This window comes from Streptomyces sp. WM6372 (assembly GCF_001279655.1).
Lineage (GTDB): Bacteria > Actinomycetota > Actinomycetes > Streptomycetales > Streptomycetaceae > Streptomyces.
In genome coordinates this window covers 78,272-93,238 of the sequence record NZ_LGDB01000014.1, presented here as the reverse complement: position 1 = coordinate 93,238, position 14,967 = coordinate 78,272, and the positions used below count along the sequence as shown (strand labels likewise).

General features: G+C 72.1%; 13 protein-coding genes. 10 read left to right on the top strand and 3 right to left on the bottom strand.

Going from position 1 to position 14,967, the window contains the following annotated elements; genetic code table 11:
- The 8 genes from ADK52_RS02980 to ADK52_RS02945 all read left to right on the top strand — a co-directional run bounded on the left by ADK52_RS02980 (position 1) and on the right by ADK52_RS02945 (position 10,994).
- Positions 1-903 carry a 4-(cytidine 5'-diphospho)-2-C-methyl-D-erythritol kinase gene (locus ADK52_RS02980; RefSeq protein WP_053688272.1) on the top strand — a complete coding sequence of 301 codons (903 nt, stop codon included), beginning with the start codon at positions 1-3 and terminating at the stop codon, positions 901-903.
- A gap of 75 nt (positions 904-978) precedes the next feature.
- Positions 979-2,310 (top strand): acyltransferase family protein, encoded by a 1,332-nt coding sequence (locus tag ADK52_RS02975; RefSeq protein WP_053688192.1) that lies wholly within the window; start codon positions 979-981, stop codon positions 2,308-2,310.
- Positions 2,311-2,337: 27 nt separating this feature from the next.
- Positions 2,338-4,134 carry an ABC-F family ATP-binding cassette domain-containing protein gene (locus ADK52_RS02970; protein ID WP_053688191.1) on the top strand — a complete coding sequence of 599 codons (1,797 nt, stop codon included), beginning with the start codon at positions 2,338-2,340 and terminating at the stop codon, positions 4,132-4,134.
- A 155-nt stretch (positions 4,135-4,289) separates the two neighbouring features.
- Positions 4,290-5,948, top strand: coding sequence for a PQQ-binding-like beta-propeller repeat protein (locus tag ADK52_RS02965; RefSeq protein ID WP_053688190.1), 1,659 nt, complete (start codon positions 4,290-4,292; stop codon positions 5,946-5,948).
- Between the two features lie 41 nt (positions 5,949-5,989).
- Positions 5,990-7,795, top strand: coding sequence for a PQQ-binding-like beta-propeller repeat protein (locus ADK52_RS02960; protein ID WP_053688189.1), 1,806 nt, complete (start codon positions 5,990-5,992; stop codon positions 7,793-7,795).
- Between the two features lie 144 nt (positions 7,796-7,939).
- Complete coding sequence (locus tag ADK52_RS02955; protein ID WP_053688188.1) at positions 7,940-8,638, top strand: response regulator transcription factor; 699 nt, start codon at positions 7,940-7,942, stop codon at positions 8,636-8,638.
- 124 nt (positions 8,639-8,762) lie between these two features.
- Positions 8,763-9,710 carry a UDP-glucose 4-epimerase GalE gene (gene galE, locus ADK52_RS02950; protein ID WP_053688187.1) on the top strand — a complete coding sequence of 316 codons (948 nt, stop codon included), beginning with the start codon at positions 8,763-8,765 and terminating at the stop codon, positions 9,708-9,710.
- A gap of 519 nt (positions 9,711-10,229) precedes the next feature.
- On the top strand, positions 10,230-10,994 hold the full coding sequence (locus tag ADK52_RS02945) for a response regulator transcription factor (RefSeq protein ID WP_053688186.1): 765 nt from the start codon (positions 10,230-10,232) through the stop codon (positions 10,992-10,994).
- Here ADK52_RS02945 and ADK52_RS02940 read toward each other — a convergent pair.
- Positions 10,953-11,450, bottom strand: a complete 498-nt coding sequence (locus ADK52_RS02940) for a MarR family winged helix-turn-helix transcriptional regulator (protein WP_030297045.1) — start codon at positions 11,448-11,450, stop codon at positions 10,953-10,955. The genes ADK52_RS02945 and ADK52_RS02940 overlap by 42 nt on opposite strands.
- Before the next feature lie 175 nt (positions 11,451-11,625).
- On the opposite strand from ADK52_RS02940, the gene ADK52_RS02935 reads away from it, so the two are divergent.
- Both ADK52_RS02935 and ADK52_RS02930 read left to right on the top strand, forming a co-directional pair.
- Positions 11,626-12,483 (top strand): trans-aconitate 2-methyltransferase, encoded by an 858-nt coding sequence (locus tag ADK52_RS02935; RefSeq protein WP_053688185.1) that lies wholly within the window; start codon positions 11,626-11,628, stop codon positions 12,481-12,483.
- A gap of 2 nt (positions 12,484-12,485) precedes the next feature.
- Positions 12,486-12,863, top strand: coding sequence for a VOC family protein (locus ADK52_RS02930; RefSeq protein ID WP_053688184.1), 378 nt, complete (start codon positions 12,486-12,488; stop codon positions 12,861-12,863).
- A gap of 101 nt (positions 12,864-12,964) precedes the next feature.
- On the opposite strand, the gene ADK52_RS02925 is transcribed toward ADK52_RS02930, so the two are convergent.
- Together ADK52_RS02925 and ADK52_RS02920 are read right to left on the bottom strand one after the other, a co-directional pair.
- Positions 12,965-13,639: a TetR/AcrR family transcriptional regulator gene (locus ADK52_RS02925; protein ID WP_078987864.1), complete on the bottom strand. Its 675-nt coding sequence runs from the start codon at positions 13,637-13,639 to the stop codon at positions 12,965-12,967.
- Positions 13,636-14,622: an acyl-CoA desaturase gene (locus tag ADK52_RS02920; protein ID WP_107089951.1), complete on the bottom strand. Its 987-nt coding sequence runs from the start codon at positions 14,620-14,622 to the stop codon at positions 13,636-13,638. The genes ADK52_RS02925 and ADK52_RS02920 overlap by 4 nt, the downstream gene beginning before the upstream one ends.
- Positions 14,623-14,967: the final 345 nt, after the last annotated feature.

The window sequence follows — 14,967 nt, the reverse complement described above, 5'->3', positions numbered from 1 at the left end:
CTGCCGAAGAGCGTGACCGTACGGGTCCCCGCCAAGGTCAACGTGCAGCTCGCCGTGGGCGCGGCCCGGGCGGACGGGTTCCACGACCTGGCCAACGTCTTCCTCGCGGTGTCGCTGTACGACGAGGTGACGGTCACTCCGGCCGACACCCTCACCGTCACCTGCGCCGGCCCGGACGCGGACCAGGTCCCGCTGGACCGTACGAACCTGGCGGCGCGGGCGGCGGAGATCCTCGCGGCCCGCCACGGCCTGTCCGACGCCGTGCACCTCCACATCGCGAAGAACATCCCGGTGGCCGGCGGCATGGCGGGCGGCAGCGCCGACGGCGCCGGCGCCCTGCTGGCCTGCGACGCCCTGTGGGGCCTGGACACGCCGCGCGACGAGCTCCTGAAGATGTGCGCGGAACTCGGCAGCGACGTGCCGTTCAGCCTGGTCGGCGGGGCCGCGCTCGGCACCGGGCGCGGGGAGCTCCTCACCCCGGTCGAGGCGGGCACCTTCCACTGGGTGTTCGCGGTGGCCGACGGCGGGCTGTCGACCCCGGCGGTGTTCCGCGAGTTCGACCGCCTGGCCGAAGGCCGGACCGTCCCGGTCCCGGAGGCCTCGCCGGCGCTGCTCGCCGCCCTCGCCTCGGGGGACCCGGACGCCCTCGCCGCGACCCTGGCCAACGACCTCCAGCCGGCGGCGCTGTCGCTGCGCCCGCAGCTCGCCGCGACGCTGGAGGCGGGCACCTCCGCCGGAGCCCTGGCCACGCTGGTCTCCGGCTCCGGCCCGACCACGGCGTTCCTGGTCCGCGACCCGGAATCCGCGCTCAAGGTGGCCGCGGCCCTCGAAGCCTCCGGCACCTGCCGCACCACCCGTACGGCCACCAGCCCGGCCCCGGGGGCCACGGTCCTTCCGGCCTGACGTTCCCGAGTACCCAGGGCGAAGTGAGTATCCGCGCTCTGTTCCCGCCCGGGTCCCGGGCGGGAACGTGCACCCATGGGATACGCCGCACACACCGCCAAGGACCTCGCCGGGGCCACCCCCGACAGCCGGGACCGGTACGTCGACCTGCTGCGGGTCGCCTCGCTCGGGACCGTGCTCCTCGGGCACTGGCTGATGGCCGCCGTCAGCAGCGACGGCATAGGGAACCTGCTCGCCCTCGTCCCCGCGCTCCAAGTGCTCACCTGGGGCCTGCAGATCATGCCGGTGTTCTTCTTCGTCGGCGGGTTCTCGCACGCCCTGTCGTACCGGTCCCTGGCCCGGCGCGCCGACGGGCGGCCCGTCTACGCCGCGTTCCTGCGGGCCCGGCTCCAGCGGCTGCTGCGGCCCACGCTCGTCTTCGTCCTGCTCTGGACCGCCGGGGCGCTCGCCGTACAGCTCGCCGGCGGCGGGGAGGGGAAGCTGACCGGGGCCGCCCTGCGGCTGGTCACCCAGCCCCTGTGGTTCATCGGGATCTACCTCGCCATGGTGGCGTTCACCCCGGCCATGCTGAAGCTCCACCAGCGGTGGGGCTGGGGGGCCTTCGCCCTGGCGGCCGGGTCCGCGGCCGCCGTCGACGTGCTGCGCTTCGCGCTCACCGTCCCGTACGTCGAGTTCCTGAACTTCGCCTTCGTCTGGCTCGCCGTCCACCAGCTCGGCTTCCTGCGCGCCGACGGCCGGATCACCCGGCCCGGGCTGCTCGCCGCCGCCGGGCTGACCGGCGCCGTGCTGCTCGTCGCGTACGGGCCGTACCCGCTGTCCATGGTCGGGATGCCGGGCGAGAAGGTGTCCAACATGGCCCCGCCCACCCTCGCGCTGCTGGCGCACGGGATGTGGCTCGTCGGAGCCGTGGAGCTGCTCAAGACGCCCGCCGCCGCCCTGCTCGCCCGGCCCCGCGTCTGGCGCTGCGTGGTCGCCGCCAACGGGATCGCCATGACCGCCTTCCTCTGGCACCTCACCGCCATGCTCGCCGTGTACGCCGCCCAGCTCGGCCTCGGCCTGCGCCTGCCCGAGCCCGCCACTGCGGCCTGGTGGGCCCAGGTCCCCGTCCGGCTGGCGGCCGCCGCCGCGCTGACCGGCGTACTGGTCGCCGTCTTCCGCCGTTTCGAGGCCCCCGGCCGCGGCGGCGTACGCCCCGGATCCGGACCCGGCGCCGCCTTCGGCATCACCCTGTGCCTGCTCGGCGTCCTCGGCCTGTCCATGACCGGGCTCGGCGGCCTGCTGGAGGGCCACAGCGCCACCCTGATCGCCCTCCCGGTCACCGCGCCCGCCGCCATCGGCATGGCTCTGGGGGGCTGGCTCCTGGTAGAGCGCCCGGCGTCGGTTCGGAGGGTTAGGCTGAGGGGCTGATCCACACCCTTCCCTGGAGCGCGTCTGATGGCCGTCAATCTGGTCAATGTCGAGGCAGTCGGCAAGGTGTACGGAACCCGTGCCCTGCTCGACGGCATCTCCCTCGGCGTGTCCGAGGGAGACCGGATCGGTGTCGTGGGCCGCAACGGCGACGGCAAGACCACCCTCATCCGCATGCTCGCCAAGCTGGAGGAGCCCGATACCGGCCGGGTCACCCAGAGCGGCGGCCTGCGCATGGGCGTCCTCACCCAGCACGACTCCCTCGACCCCGCGGCGACCATCCGCCACGAGATCATCCGGGACATGGCCGACCACGAGTGGGCCGGCAACTCCAAGATCCGCGACGTGCTCACCGGACTCTTCGGCGGCCTCGACCTCCCCGGCTTCGGACAGGGCCTCGACACCGTCATCGGGCCGCTCTCCGGCGGCGAGCGCCGCCGCATCGCGCTGGCCCAGCTGCTCATCGCCGACCAGGACCTCCTCGTCCTCGACGAGCCCACCAACCACCTCGACGTCGAGGGCATCTCCTGGCTGGCCAAGCACCTCCAGGAGCGCCGCTCCGCGCTCGTCTGCGTCACCCACGACCGTTGGTTCCTCGACCAGGTCTGCACCCGCATGTGGGACGTCCAGCGCGGCTCCGTCTACGAGTACGAGGGCGGCTACAGCGACTACGTCTTCGCCCGCGCCGAGCGCGAGCGCATCGCCGCCACCGAGGAGACCAAGCGGCAGAACCTGATGCGCAAGGAGCTGGCCTGGCTGCGCCGCGGAGCCCCCGCCCGGACCTCCAAGCCGCGCTACCGCATCGAGGCCGCCAACGAGCTCATCGCCGACGTGCCGCCGCCGCGCGACAAGTCCGAGCTGATGCGCTTCGCCAACGCCCGCCTCGGCAAGACGGTGTTCGACCTGGAGAACGTCAGCGTCCAGGCCGGCCCGAAGGTGCTGCTCAAGCACCTCACCTGGCACCTGGGCCCCGGCGACCGCATCGGCCTCGTCGGCGTCAACGGCGCGGGCAAGACCTCGCTGCTGCGCGCCCTCGCGGAGGCGGCCCGTACGCAGGGCGACGTGCAGCCGGTTGCCGGGACCGTCACCGTCGGCAAGACGGTCAAGCTGGCGTACCTCTCCCAGGAGGTCGGCGAACTCGACCCGTCCCTGCGGGTCCTGGAGGCCGTGCAGCGCGTCCGCGACCGCGTGGACCTCGGCAAGGGCCGCGAGATGACGGCCGGTCAGCTGTGCGAGCAGTTCGGCTTCACCAAGGAGAAGCAGTGGACGCCCGTCGGCGACCTCTCGGGTGGTGAGCGGCGCCGGCTGCAGATCCTGCGGCTGCTGATGGACGAGCCCAACGTCCTCTTCCTCGACGAGCCCACCAACGACCTCGACATCGAGACCCTGACCCAGCTGGAGGACCTCCTCGACGGCTGGCCGGGCTCGATGATCGTCATCTCCCACGACCGGTTCTTCATCGAGCGCACCACCGACACGGTGATGGCCCTGCTGGGCGACGCGAGCCTGCGGATGCTGCCGCGCGGCCTGGACGAGTACCTGGAGCGCCGGCAGCGGATGATCGAGGCGGCCGCCCCGGCCCCCGCCCCGGCCGCCGCCAAGTCGTCGGCCTCCGGCGACTCCCGCGCGGCGAAGAAGGAGCTCCAGAAGATCGAGCGGCAGCTCAACAAGATGTCGGACCGCGAGACGAACCTGCACGCGCAGATCGCCGAGAACGCCACCGATTTCGACAAGGTCGCCAAGCTCGACGCCGAGCTGCGCGAACTCATCGCGGACCGGGACGAATTGGAGATGCGCTGGCTGGAGCTGGCCGAGGAGGCCTAGATCCGGTCGGCCGAAGGCATCAGCCGACCGGATAACGGCGTTGTCACGGGCCGGTCCTCCCTTGGGAACAGGGGCCGGACCGGCCCGATGTAAAAGCGTTGTCAGTGATAGAAAGGTCATCTCCCCACGCCACCCGACGCCGAAGGTACGCGCTGATGACCGAGCCGCCCCAGCCGCCGAACCAGCCGCCCACACCTTCCGGTTACGGTCACCTGCCCGGCCCGCCGCAGCCCGGTTACGGATACCCGCAGCAGGGTGAGAACCCGTACGCGCAGCAGCCCCCGACGCAGCCGATGCAGCCCATGCAGCCGATGCCTCAGCAGTCCCCGCCGCAGCAGGGCCACTTCCCGCCGCCCCCGGGCGTGCCCACCGTCGGCATGCACCCGGCCGGTGGCGCGCCGCAGCCGAGGAAGAAGACGGCCGTGGTCATCGCCGCAGCCGTCGCCGGCGTGCTCGTCGTCGGTACCGGCGGCTACTTCGCCTTTTTCAACGGCGGGGACGCGGACCCGAAGAAGCCCGTCGCGCAGAGCTCCGCGCCCGCCGACGGCAAGCCCTCGGCCGAGGTGGACAAGGGCGACGGCAGCGGCAACGGCTCCGCGGGGGCCGAGGACCTCAACGCCGGCCGCAAGCAGGGCGAGGACAAGGTCCTCTGGCTCAAGACCGCCAAGATCGACGGCCCCGGCATGGGCGTGGAGGCCGAGGGCCAGTGGATCGTCGGCGACACCGTCGTCAAGAGCGCCTGGAAGACCCTCACCGCGTACGGGGTCACGGACGGCAAGCAGAAGTGGACGCTCGCGTTCCCCACTCCGATCTGCTCCGTCACCCAACAGACCGCGGCCGACTCCAAGACGGTCGTCATGGTCAAGGACGGCGACGGCGATTCCGCGACCTGCAACCAGATGAAGCAGGTCGACCTCAAGGCGGGCAAGGAAGGCTGGACGAAGGAGGTCCCCAAGGAGGGCCTCTTCGACATCATGACCAGCCCCACCCTGGGCATCACCGGCGACACCGTCGCCGTCAGCCGCAGCGGCACCGCCAGCGCCTTCAAGGTCAGCACCGGCGACAAGCTCTTCGGCAGCGCCACCGCGGAGGGCTGCAAGCCCGACTCGTACGTGGCGGACAAGGGCAAGATGATCGCCATCTCGACCTGCTACGACGACGACCTCTCCGGCGAGGTCTCCGACGCCGACCCGGTCACCGGCAAGAAGACCTGGACCTTCAAACTGCCGGCCAAGTACAGGGTCAGCGCCGTCTACTCGCTGGACCCCCTCGTCCTCGACATCGGCAACCAGGACAAGAAGGAACGCGCCATCGTGGTCCTCGGACCCGACGGGAAGCAGCGCGCCACCGTCAGCGGCGAGGGCACCTTCGCCACCGAGTGCAACAACGGCATCTTCCACTCCGTCGAGATCTGCTCCAGCACCGCCGTGGACGGCAACGTCCTCTACATGCCGACCGTCGCCGAGTCCGGCAAGACCAACGAGATCGTCGCCTTCGACCTGGGCACCGGCAAGGCCAAGTGGCGCACCCCGGCCGGGGACGGCCGCACCATCACCCCGCTGAGCGCCGCCAACGGGCAGCTGCTCGCCTACCGGAAGGCCACCTCCGACCAGGGCGGCGAGGTCGTCTCGATCCCGGCCGCCGGCGGCACGCCCACCGCGCTCCTGCGCAACCCGTCAGGACCCGCCGCCCCGATCGAGAGCGCCTTCTACAACCCGCTGATCGACTACGTGGACGGCCGGTTCTTCATCGGCGTCACCATGCTTTCCGCCAAGGGCACGGACGAGAAGCTCCTGATGGTCTTCGGCAAGTGAACGCGTCCACCGAGCAGCCCACCGAGAGGCAGTAGCAAGCGATGAGTACCCCGCCGCCCCCCAACCAGCCGCCCGCCGGCGGCTTCGGAGCGCCGCAGGAGCCCGCACCCGGGGGCTTCGGAGCGCCGCCGCCGGTGCCGCCCGTGCCGCCGGCCGCCCCGCAGCCGCCGCCGGTGCCGCCGGCCGCGCCGCAGCAGCCGCCCGTACCGCCGGCCGCGCCCACCGCGCCGGCAGCGCCGGCCGCGCCCGGCGTACCCGCGCAGGGACAGCCGGCGTACGGCTATCCCCAGCAGGGATACGGCTACCCGCAGCAGCCGCAGCCCCCCGCCGGCGCCGGCGCCCCGTCCTCCTACGGCGCGCCCACGGCCCCCATGTACGCGGCCCAGTCCCCGGCCCCGGCCGGCGCGGGCGGCGGCAACGACAAGCGCACCCAGCTGATGATCGTCGGCGCGGCCCTGCTGGCCATCGTCCTGATCATCGCGGGCGGCTTCTGGTACGTATCCGGCGACGACGGCGGCAGCGACAAGCAGCCCACCGCGAACGGCACCACCGGCGGCGACAAGCCCGGCTCCGGCACGCCCGGTTCGGAGAAGGCGCCCGCCAACACCAAGTCGAAGCCGCTGTTCAACCAGCCGAACCCGACTCCGGAAGAGGTCGTCACCGTCGCGGGCTCCTGGCTCACCGACTCGACGTACGTCAAGTCGGACGTGGCGAAGGTCGTCGGCTACAACACCGTCGACGGCGGCAAGAAGTGGGAGATCCCGCTCCCGGGCGAGCTCTGCGGCGCCACCAAGCACGTCAGCGACAACAAGACGGCGGTCCTCTTCCGGGCCGCCAAGCCCACGCCCGAGAACAAGTACCCGGCGTGCACCGAGGTCGGCGTCATCGACCTGAACGCCGGCAAGCTCGTCTGGTCCGGCAACGCCAAGGGCGCCACCACCGGCGACAAGCCCGCCTCCTACTACGAGGTCACCCTCAGCGGCCAGACCGTCGCCGCGGGCGGCACCAGCGGCGGCGCCGCCTGGAACCTCGCCGACGGAAAGTCCCTGTGGACGCCCAAGGTCGACGGCGAGGGCTGCTACGACAGCGGCTACGCCGGCGGCGAGGCCCTCGGCGTGATCCGCAAGTGCGGCCGCGGCGACAACCAGTCGCTGTACGCGCAGACCCTGGATCCGGCCACCGGCGCGCAGACGTCCTCGTACAAGCTCTCCCCGGGCATCGAGTGGGCGTCCATCGTCTCCACCAAGCCCCTGATCGTCGCCGCCGACGTCGGCAAGACCGCCAAGAACGCCACCGGCGTCAGCGACCTGTTCGTCGTCGACCCCAAGGGCGAGCTGAAGGCGCGCATCTCGCTCGCCTCCGGCACCTACGGCGGCAAGTGCGGCGGCACCGAGGTCGAGAAGTGCGCCGGCTTCGTGGTCGGCAACGGCAAGGTCTACATGCCCACGATCGAGCACCAGGGCACGGCGGAGGTCGGCCGCACCAACGAGCTGGTCTCCTTCGACCTGGAGACCGGCAAGCAGACCACCGACCGCGCCGACGCGGGCGAGCGGTACACCATGTTCCCGCTCCGCATGGACGGGTCGAACATCATCGCGTACAAGGAGCCCCCGTACGACAAGGGCGGCCAGGTCGTCAGCATCGACGGTACGACGATGAAGGAGACCGTCCTCATGGAGAACCCGGCGGAGAAGGCCAGCCGCACCGCCGAGACCGGTTTCTCGCCGGACTACTCCGAATACCGCTACCACAACGGCAAGCTCTTCATCTCCCGGACGACGGCCAGGAAGCCGTACTCCGACAAGGGCGACCCCGAGTACCTGTTCGTCTCCTTCAGCGCCAGCTGATCCCCGGCCGATCCCGGCCGTTCACCGCAGCGGGCCCAAGCCCCCGGAAGGTCCGCCTTCCGGGGGCTTCTGCGCGGTATCCGCCGCGCACCGTCGAACAAGCGTGTAGCTTGCCGGGTCAGAAGGGTCGGGGGTGGGTGCGCGATGGGCGTACGGGTCATGGTGCTCGACGAGCACCGGCTGCTGGCCGAGGCGCTGGCCTCGGCCCTCAAGCTGCGCGGGCACCGGGTGCTGGCCGCGGCCGCCCCGGCCGCGGGCGCCGCCGAGCTGGTCATCAGCCGGGCGCCGGAGGTCTGCCTGCTGGGCACCGCGACGCCCGCCGAGCCGGGGGTCTTCGAGCCGGTCGTCCGCATCAAGCGGGAACGGCCGCAGATCGCCGTGGTGGTCCTCGGCCCGGTGCCGAGCCCCCGCGGGATCGCGGCCGCCTTCGCCGCCGGCGCCTCGGGGTACGTACGCCACGACGAGCGGATCGAAGGGGTGGAGCGGGCGCTGGCCAAGGCCCGGGCGGGGGAGGTCGCGATCTCCCCGCAGCTGCTCCAGGGGGCCTTCGCGGAGCTCCTCAACCCCGCCGCCCAGCCCGACGACGAGGGCAGCCGGCTGCTGCGGCTGCTCACCCCGCGCGAGGTGGAGGTGCTGGTCCGGGTCGCCGAGGGCGAGGACACCCGGCTCATCGCGGCGGGCATGGAGATCGCGCCGAGCACCGCCCGTACGCACGTGCAGCGGGTGCTGATGAAGCTGGGCGTCGGCTCCCGGCTGGAGGCGGCCGCGCTGGCCGCCCGGACCGGGCTGCTGGACCGGGCGGGGCTTTCGGCGGCGGCCGCCGATTTCCCCGTGGGGCCGTAATCCGGTAAGCCAGTGACCGGCATGTGCACGCGCCCGCGTGCATCCCCCCGCGAGAGGCAGTAGACGAGTGAGCGAGACGGCGACTTCCAAGACGGCGGCATCGGAAACGGCGACTTTCAAGTACATGGTCACCGGCGGCGCCGGATACGTCGGCAGCGTCGTCGCGGCGCACCTCCTGGAGGCCGGGCACGAGGTCACCGTCCTCGACGACCTCTCCACCGGCTTCCGCGAGGGGGTCCCGGCGGGCGCCGCGTTCATCGAGGGCCGGATCCAGGACGCCGAGCGGTACCTGGACCCCTCCTACGACGCGGTGCTGCACTTCGCGGCCTCCTCGCAGGTCGGCGAATCGGTCGCCAACCCGGGCAAGTACTGGGAGAACAACGTCGGCGGCACGCTCGCCCTGCTGGCCGCGATGCGCGGGCACGGCGTGCGCAAGCTGGTCTTCTCCTCCACCGCCGCCACCTACGGGGAGCCCACCGAGGGCCTGCTCACCGAGGACTCGGTCACCAAGCCGACCAACCCGTACGGCGCCTCGAAGCTGGCCGTCGACCACATGATCGCCGGCGAGTGCGCGGCGCACGGCGTCGCCGCGGTCTCGCTGCGCTACTTCAATGTGGCCGGCGCGTACGGGGAGTTCGGCGAGCGGCACGACCCCGAGACCCACCTGATCCCGCTGGTGCTCCAGGTGGCCCTGGGCGAGCGGGCGTCGATCTCGGTGTTCGGCGAGGACTACCCGACCCCGGACGGCACCTGCGTACGCGACTACATCCACGTCGCCGACCTGGCGGAGGCCCACCTGGCCGCCCTGGAGGCCGCCACCGAGGGCGAGCACCTGATCTGCAACCTCGGCAACGGCAACGGCTTCTCGGTCCGCGAGGTCGTCGAGACGGTCCGCAAGGTCACCGGCGCCGAGATCCCCGAGGTCGTCGCCCCGCGCCGGGCCGGCGACCCGGCGGTGCTCGTCGCCTCCGCGCGCACCGCCCACGAGCGGCTCGGCTGGACCCCGGCCCGCTCGGACCTGACCGGCATCATCACGGACGCCTGGAACTTCACCCGCAAGCACCGTTCCTGACCCGCTGCCCGCCTTCACCCGCGCCCCCCGCACCCGACGGTGCGGGGGGCGCGGTGCGTACGGCGCCGTGCGGGCCGCGGCGTGCGCGGGGAGCGCGGACGGGTGGGAGCGCGGACGGGTGGGGGCGCCGTGGGCGGGCGCGGTGCGCGGGCGCCCGGCGCGCACACGCGGGGTGAAAAGCCCTCCGTGCAACTGCCCGTGGCACGGGCCTGCCGGAAACCGTCTTCCAGATCGTCCATATGGTCGAATTCAGGCCACGACAAACCCGGTTCGCGCCTGCCCAGCCGGAAAATCGCTCGGAAAACTTCCGCTATTCGGCCAACCGCGAGCCGTCACCCGTTCTACGCTGATGCGTGACGCCGGTGGGGGCCGGTGTTGATTCAGGGGTCGAGACACGCCGGGTACGGCGTCCGGTCCGGGGTAGTGCAGAGATGTCTCGGCGGCGGCCGCGGCAGCTGCGGATCACCCGGTCCGGGCGCCGTACCCGCAGTCGTCCGTTCCCCGACCCTTGGGGGTTTTGTGGTTCGCATCCGGGTTCTCGTGGTGGACGATCACCGCATCTTCGCCGAATCGCTCGCAGCCGCGCTCGCGGCCGAGCCCGACGTGGACGTGTCCGCGGCCGGCAGCGGTCCCGCCGCGCTGCGCTGCCTCGAACGGGCGGTGGCCGAGGGCCGCCGCTTCGACGTCCTGCTCGTCGACGCCGATCTCGGCGCCGCCGCCGGGGCGGTGCCCGCACAGCGCGAATCGGGCTCCGGTCCATCGCCCGGCGCGGACGGGATCGCGCTGGTCGCCGGGGTGCGGGTGTCCCACCCCGGGGTCCGCACCGTCGTGCTCGCCGAGCGCGACGATCCGCGCCGGGCCGCGCACGCCCTCCAGGCGGGGGCTTCCGGCTGGGTGGCGAAGGACTGCTCGCTCTCGCGGCTGCTGGCCGTCATCCGCGGGGTCCTGCGCGAGGAGACCCACCTCCCGCCCGCGCTGCTGACCGGAGTGCTCCGTGAACTGACCGCCGCGCGCAAGCACCGTACGGACAGCGAGCGGCTCGTCGAGTCCCTCACGCCGCGGGAGCACGAGGTGCTGCGCTGCATGGTGGCGGGGCTGGGCCGCAAGGACGTGGCGGCGCGGCTGTTCCTGTCCCCGCACACCGTCCGTACGCACATGCAGAACGTGCTGGGCAAGCTCGGGGTGCACTCCACGCTCGCGGCGGTGGCACTGGCCCGGCGGGCCGGGGTGCGGCCGGCCGACCTAGCCGGGGATGTTGTCGAACGGAGCGGTCAACTGGCGTAGCAGCGCCGCGAGATCGCCGCGCTGGGCCTGGGAGAGCTGAGCGAGGATCGCCCTCTCCTGGGCCAGCAGGCCGGCCAGGGCCTGGTCGGCGCGGTCGCGCCCCTCGGGGGTGAGCCGGACCAGCACGCCGCGCCGGTCGTTGGGGTCGGGCAGCCGCTCGACGAGGCCCTTCTTGGCGAGCCGGTCGATGCGGTTGGTCATGGTGCCCGAGGTGACCAGGGTCTGCGTCAGCAGCTGGCCGGGGGAGAGCTGGTAGGGCGCGCCGGCGCGGCGCAGCGACGTCAGGACGTCGAACTCCCAAGGCTCCAGGCCGTGTTCGGAGAAGGCCAGCCTGCGGGCGCGGTCGAGGTGCCGGGCGAGCCTGCTGACGCGGCTCAGCACTTCGAGCGGTTCCACGTCGAGGTCAGGGCGCTCCCGCCGCCATGCCGCGACCAATCGGTCGACCTCGTCCTCCATGCCGATCAGTGTAAGGGGTCTGTCGACGTGAAGTCTCTTCAAATCGAGGATCTCGGGGATCGATATCTCGATCTCATGAATCTTGACATCGAGATATATTCTGGGCGACGATGGGCATGGAGGGTGCCGGAACCGCTTCCGCTTCCGACCGCCCCGCCAGTAGGGAGGCTCGAACATGCATTCCGATACCGCGTCGGCAAGGATCCCCGCACCCACCGCCCACGCCGCGCCCACCTGGGACCCCCAGCAATACCTCCGGCACGCCGGACACCGAACCCGTCCCTTCCTCGACCTCCTGAACCGGATACCCGAACTCCCCACCCGGCCCGCCCGCATCGCCGACCTCGGCTGCGGCCCCGGCAACGTCACCGCGCTCCTCGCCGAACGCTGGCCCGAAGCCGGCATCACCGGCTTCGACCTCTCCCGAGAGATGCTCCGCCGCGCCACCGACGAGTACGCGGGCGAGACCTCCGGCGGCGGCCGACTCGACTTCCGCCACGGCGACCTCGCGAGCTGGCTCCCCGAGGAGCCCCACGACCTGATCGTCTCCAACGCGGCCCTCCAGTGGGTCCCGAGCCACCCCGGCTCCTTCGCCGCCTGGATCAACGGACTGCGCCCCGGCGGCACCTTCGCCTTCCAGATCCCCGCCAACTTCACGGCCCCCAGCCACGCCCTGCTCGCCCGGCTCTGCGACACCCCGCGCTGGCGGGGCCGCCTCGCCGGCCACGGCGCCCGCTACGTCCACCTCCTCGAACCCGCCGAATACCTGGCCCGGTTCATCGAGCTGGGATGCGCCGTCGACACCTGGGACACCACCTACCACCAGCTGCTCACCGGCACCGACCCGGTGCTCGACTGGGTCAAGGGAACCGCCCTGCGGCCCGTCCTGACCGCCCTCGGGGACGACCGGGACGCCGTGGACGCCTTCCTCGCCGAATACCGCGACCTGCTGCGCGAGGCCTACCCGCCCGGGCCGCGCGGCACCGTCTTCCCGTTCCGCCGCATCTTCGTCGTGGCCCGCAAGGAGATCTGACCGTGCTGAGCGCAGTCGACCACGTCCAACTCGCCGCGCCGCCGGGCTCGGAGGACCGGCTCCGCGCCTACTACACGCACGTCCTCGGCATGACCGAGGTGCCCAAGCCGCCGGTCCTCGCCGCCCGCGGCGGCTGCTGGTTCGCGGCCGGGCCGGTGCAGCTGCACCTGGGCGTCGAGGAGGACTTCCGGCCCGCCCGCAAGGCGCACCCGGGGCTGCGGGTGACGGGGATAGAGGCGTACGCGCGGAGACTGGCGGAGCGCGGCGCCCCGGTCGTCTGGGACGACGACCTGCCGGGACACCGCCGCTTCTACTCCGAGGACCCCGTGGGCAACCGGATCGAGTTTCTGGAAGAACGCGGCCCCGAGCCCCTCGCCTGAGCCCCACCGGTCCCCCTGCGACGCGACGGCGCCCCGCCACCGGAAATCCGGTGACGGGGCGCCGTCGCGTGCCGGTGCGCCTCGGCGCGCCGCCGTACCGCTCAGCTCTTGCGGTGGCCGACCAGCCGCGGCTTCGACTCCAGCCCGTCCAGCCCGTGCCACGCCAGGTTCACCAGATGCGCCGCGACCTCGGACTTCTTCGGCCGGCGCACGTCCAGCCACCACTGCCCGGTCAGCGCGACCATCCCGACCAGCGCCTGCGCGTACAGCGGGGCCAGCTTCGGGTCGAACCCGCGCGCCTTGAACTCCAGCCCCAGGATGTCCTCGACCTGCGTGGCGATGTCACTGATCAGCGAGGCGAACGTACCCGTCGACTGGGCGACCGGCGAGTCCCGGACGAGGATGCGGAAGCCGTCCGTGTACGACTCGATGTAGTCGAGCAGCGCGAACGCCGCCTGCTCCAGCAGCTCGCGCGGATGCCCGGCCGTCAGCGCGCCGGTCACCCCGTCCAGGAGCTGGCGCATCTCCCGGTCCACGACGACCGCGTACAGGCCCTCCTTGCCCCCGAAGTGCTCGTACACCACCGGCTTGGAAACCCCGGCCTTCGCCGCGATCTCCTCCACCGACGTGCCCTCGAAGCCCTTCTCCGCGAACAGGGTGCGGCCGATGTCCAGCAGTTGCTGACGCCGCTCGGCGCCCGTCATCCGGACCCGGCGGCCGCGCCGGGGCTTGTCGCTGCTGGAACTGCTGCCGTCGATCGCCACGTCCCCCATCATGCCGCGTTCGACGCGTTTTCCCTGCGCCGGGCGTCGATGCGGTCCTCGGACGGCCAGCGCACGTCCGTCGCCCAGCCGGCCAGCTCGAACCAGCGGATCAGCCGGGCGCTGGAGTCGACCTGGCCGCGCAGCACGCCGTGCCGGGCCGACGTCGGGTCCGCGTGGTGCAGGTTGTGCCAGGACTCCCCGCAGGAGAGCACCGCCAGCCACCACACGTTGCCGGAGCGGTCCCGCGACTTGAACGGACGCTTGCCCACCGCGTGACAGATCGAGTTGATCGACCACGTCACGTGGTGCAGCAGCGCGACCCGTACCAGAGAGCCCCAGAAGAACGCCGTGAACGCACCCCACCACGACATCGTCACCAGACCGCCGACCAGCGGCGGGATCGCCAGCGACACGATCGTCCACAGGACGAAGTCACGCGAGATCCGCCGGATCGCCGGATCCTTGACCAGGTCCGGGGCGTACTTCTGCTGGTTGGTCTGCTCCTCGTCGAAGAGCCACCCGATGTGCGCCCACCACAGCCCCTTCATCAGCGCCGGGACGGTCTCGCCGAACCGCCACGGCGAATGCGGGTCCCCGTCGTGGTCGGAGAACTTGTGGTGCTTGCGGTGGTCCGCCACCCAGCGCACCAGCGGGCCCTCCACCGCCATCGAACCCATCACGGCCAGCACGATCCGCAGCGGCCGTTTCGCCTTGAAGGAACCGTGCGTGAAGTACCGGTGGAAGCCGATGGTGATCCCGTGGCAGGCCAGGAAGTACATGAACACCATCAGGCCGAGATCCAGCCAGCTCACCCCCCAGCCCCAGGCCAGCGGGATCGTCGCCAGCAGCGCCAGGAAGGGAACGACGATGAACAGCAGCAGTGCGATCTGTTCGACGGAACGCTTGCTCTCGCCTCCGAGTGTCGCGGAGGGCACGGGGGAATCGGAATCGGAGGCCGCCGAGGCGTCCTTGATCAGCTCCGGACTGGTGGTCATGAGGGTCCCCTGGGGGGTGAGGAATCGGCGGGCGCCCCTGGCGCCCACCCAGGCTACGGATCCGTAACCTACGGCAACGTAAGTATGGCAAAGCCGCCGCCCGGGGCAAGGGGAGCACGGCCGGGCCCGAGGCGCTCTCAAGGGCGCTCGCAGCAGCCCGCGCGCCGCCTGGTGAGACGTTTAGCGAGGCACGAGGCCCGGACACCTATCCTGGTGTCGTCGGACAGCGCGGTCCGCACGGGCAGCCGAGCTGCGCACCAGGTGGGGGACACCCACCGGGGCCCCTCCCAGCGACAGCCGGGGGAGGAATCCGGGCACACCCCCGCGCACCTCGGAGCCCACCTC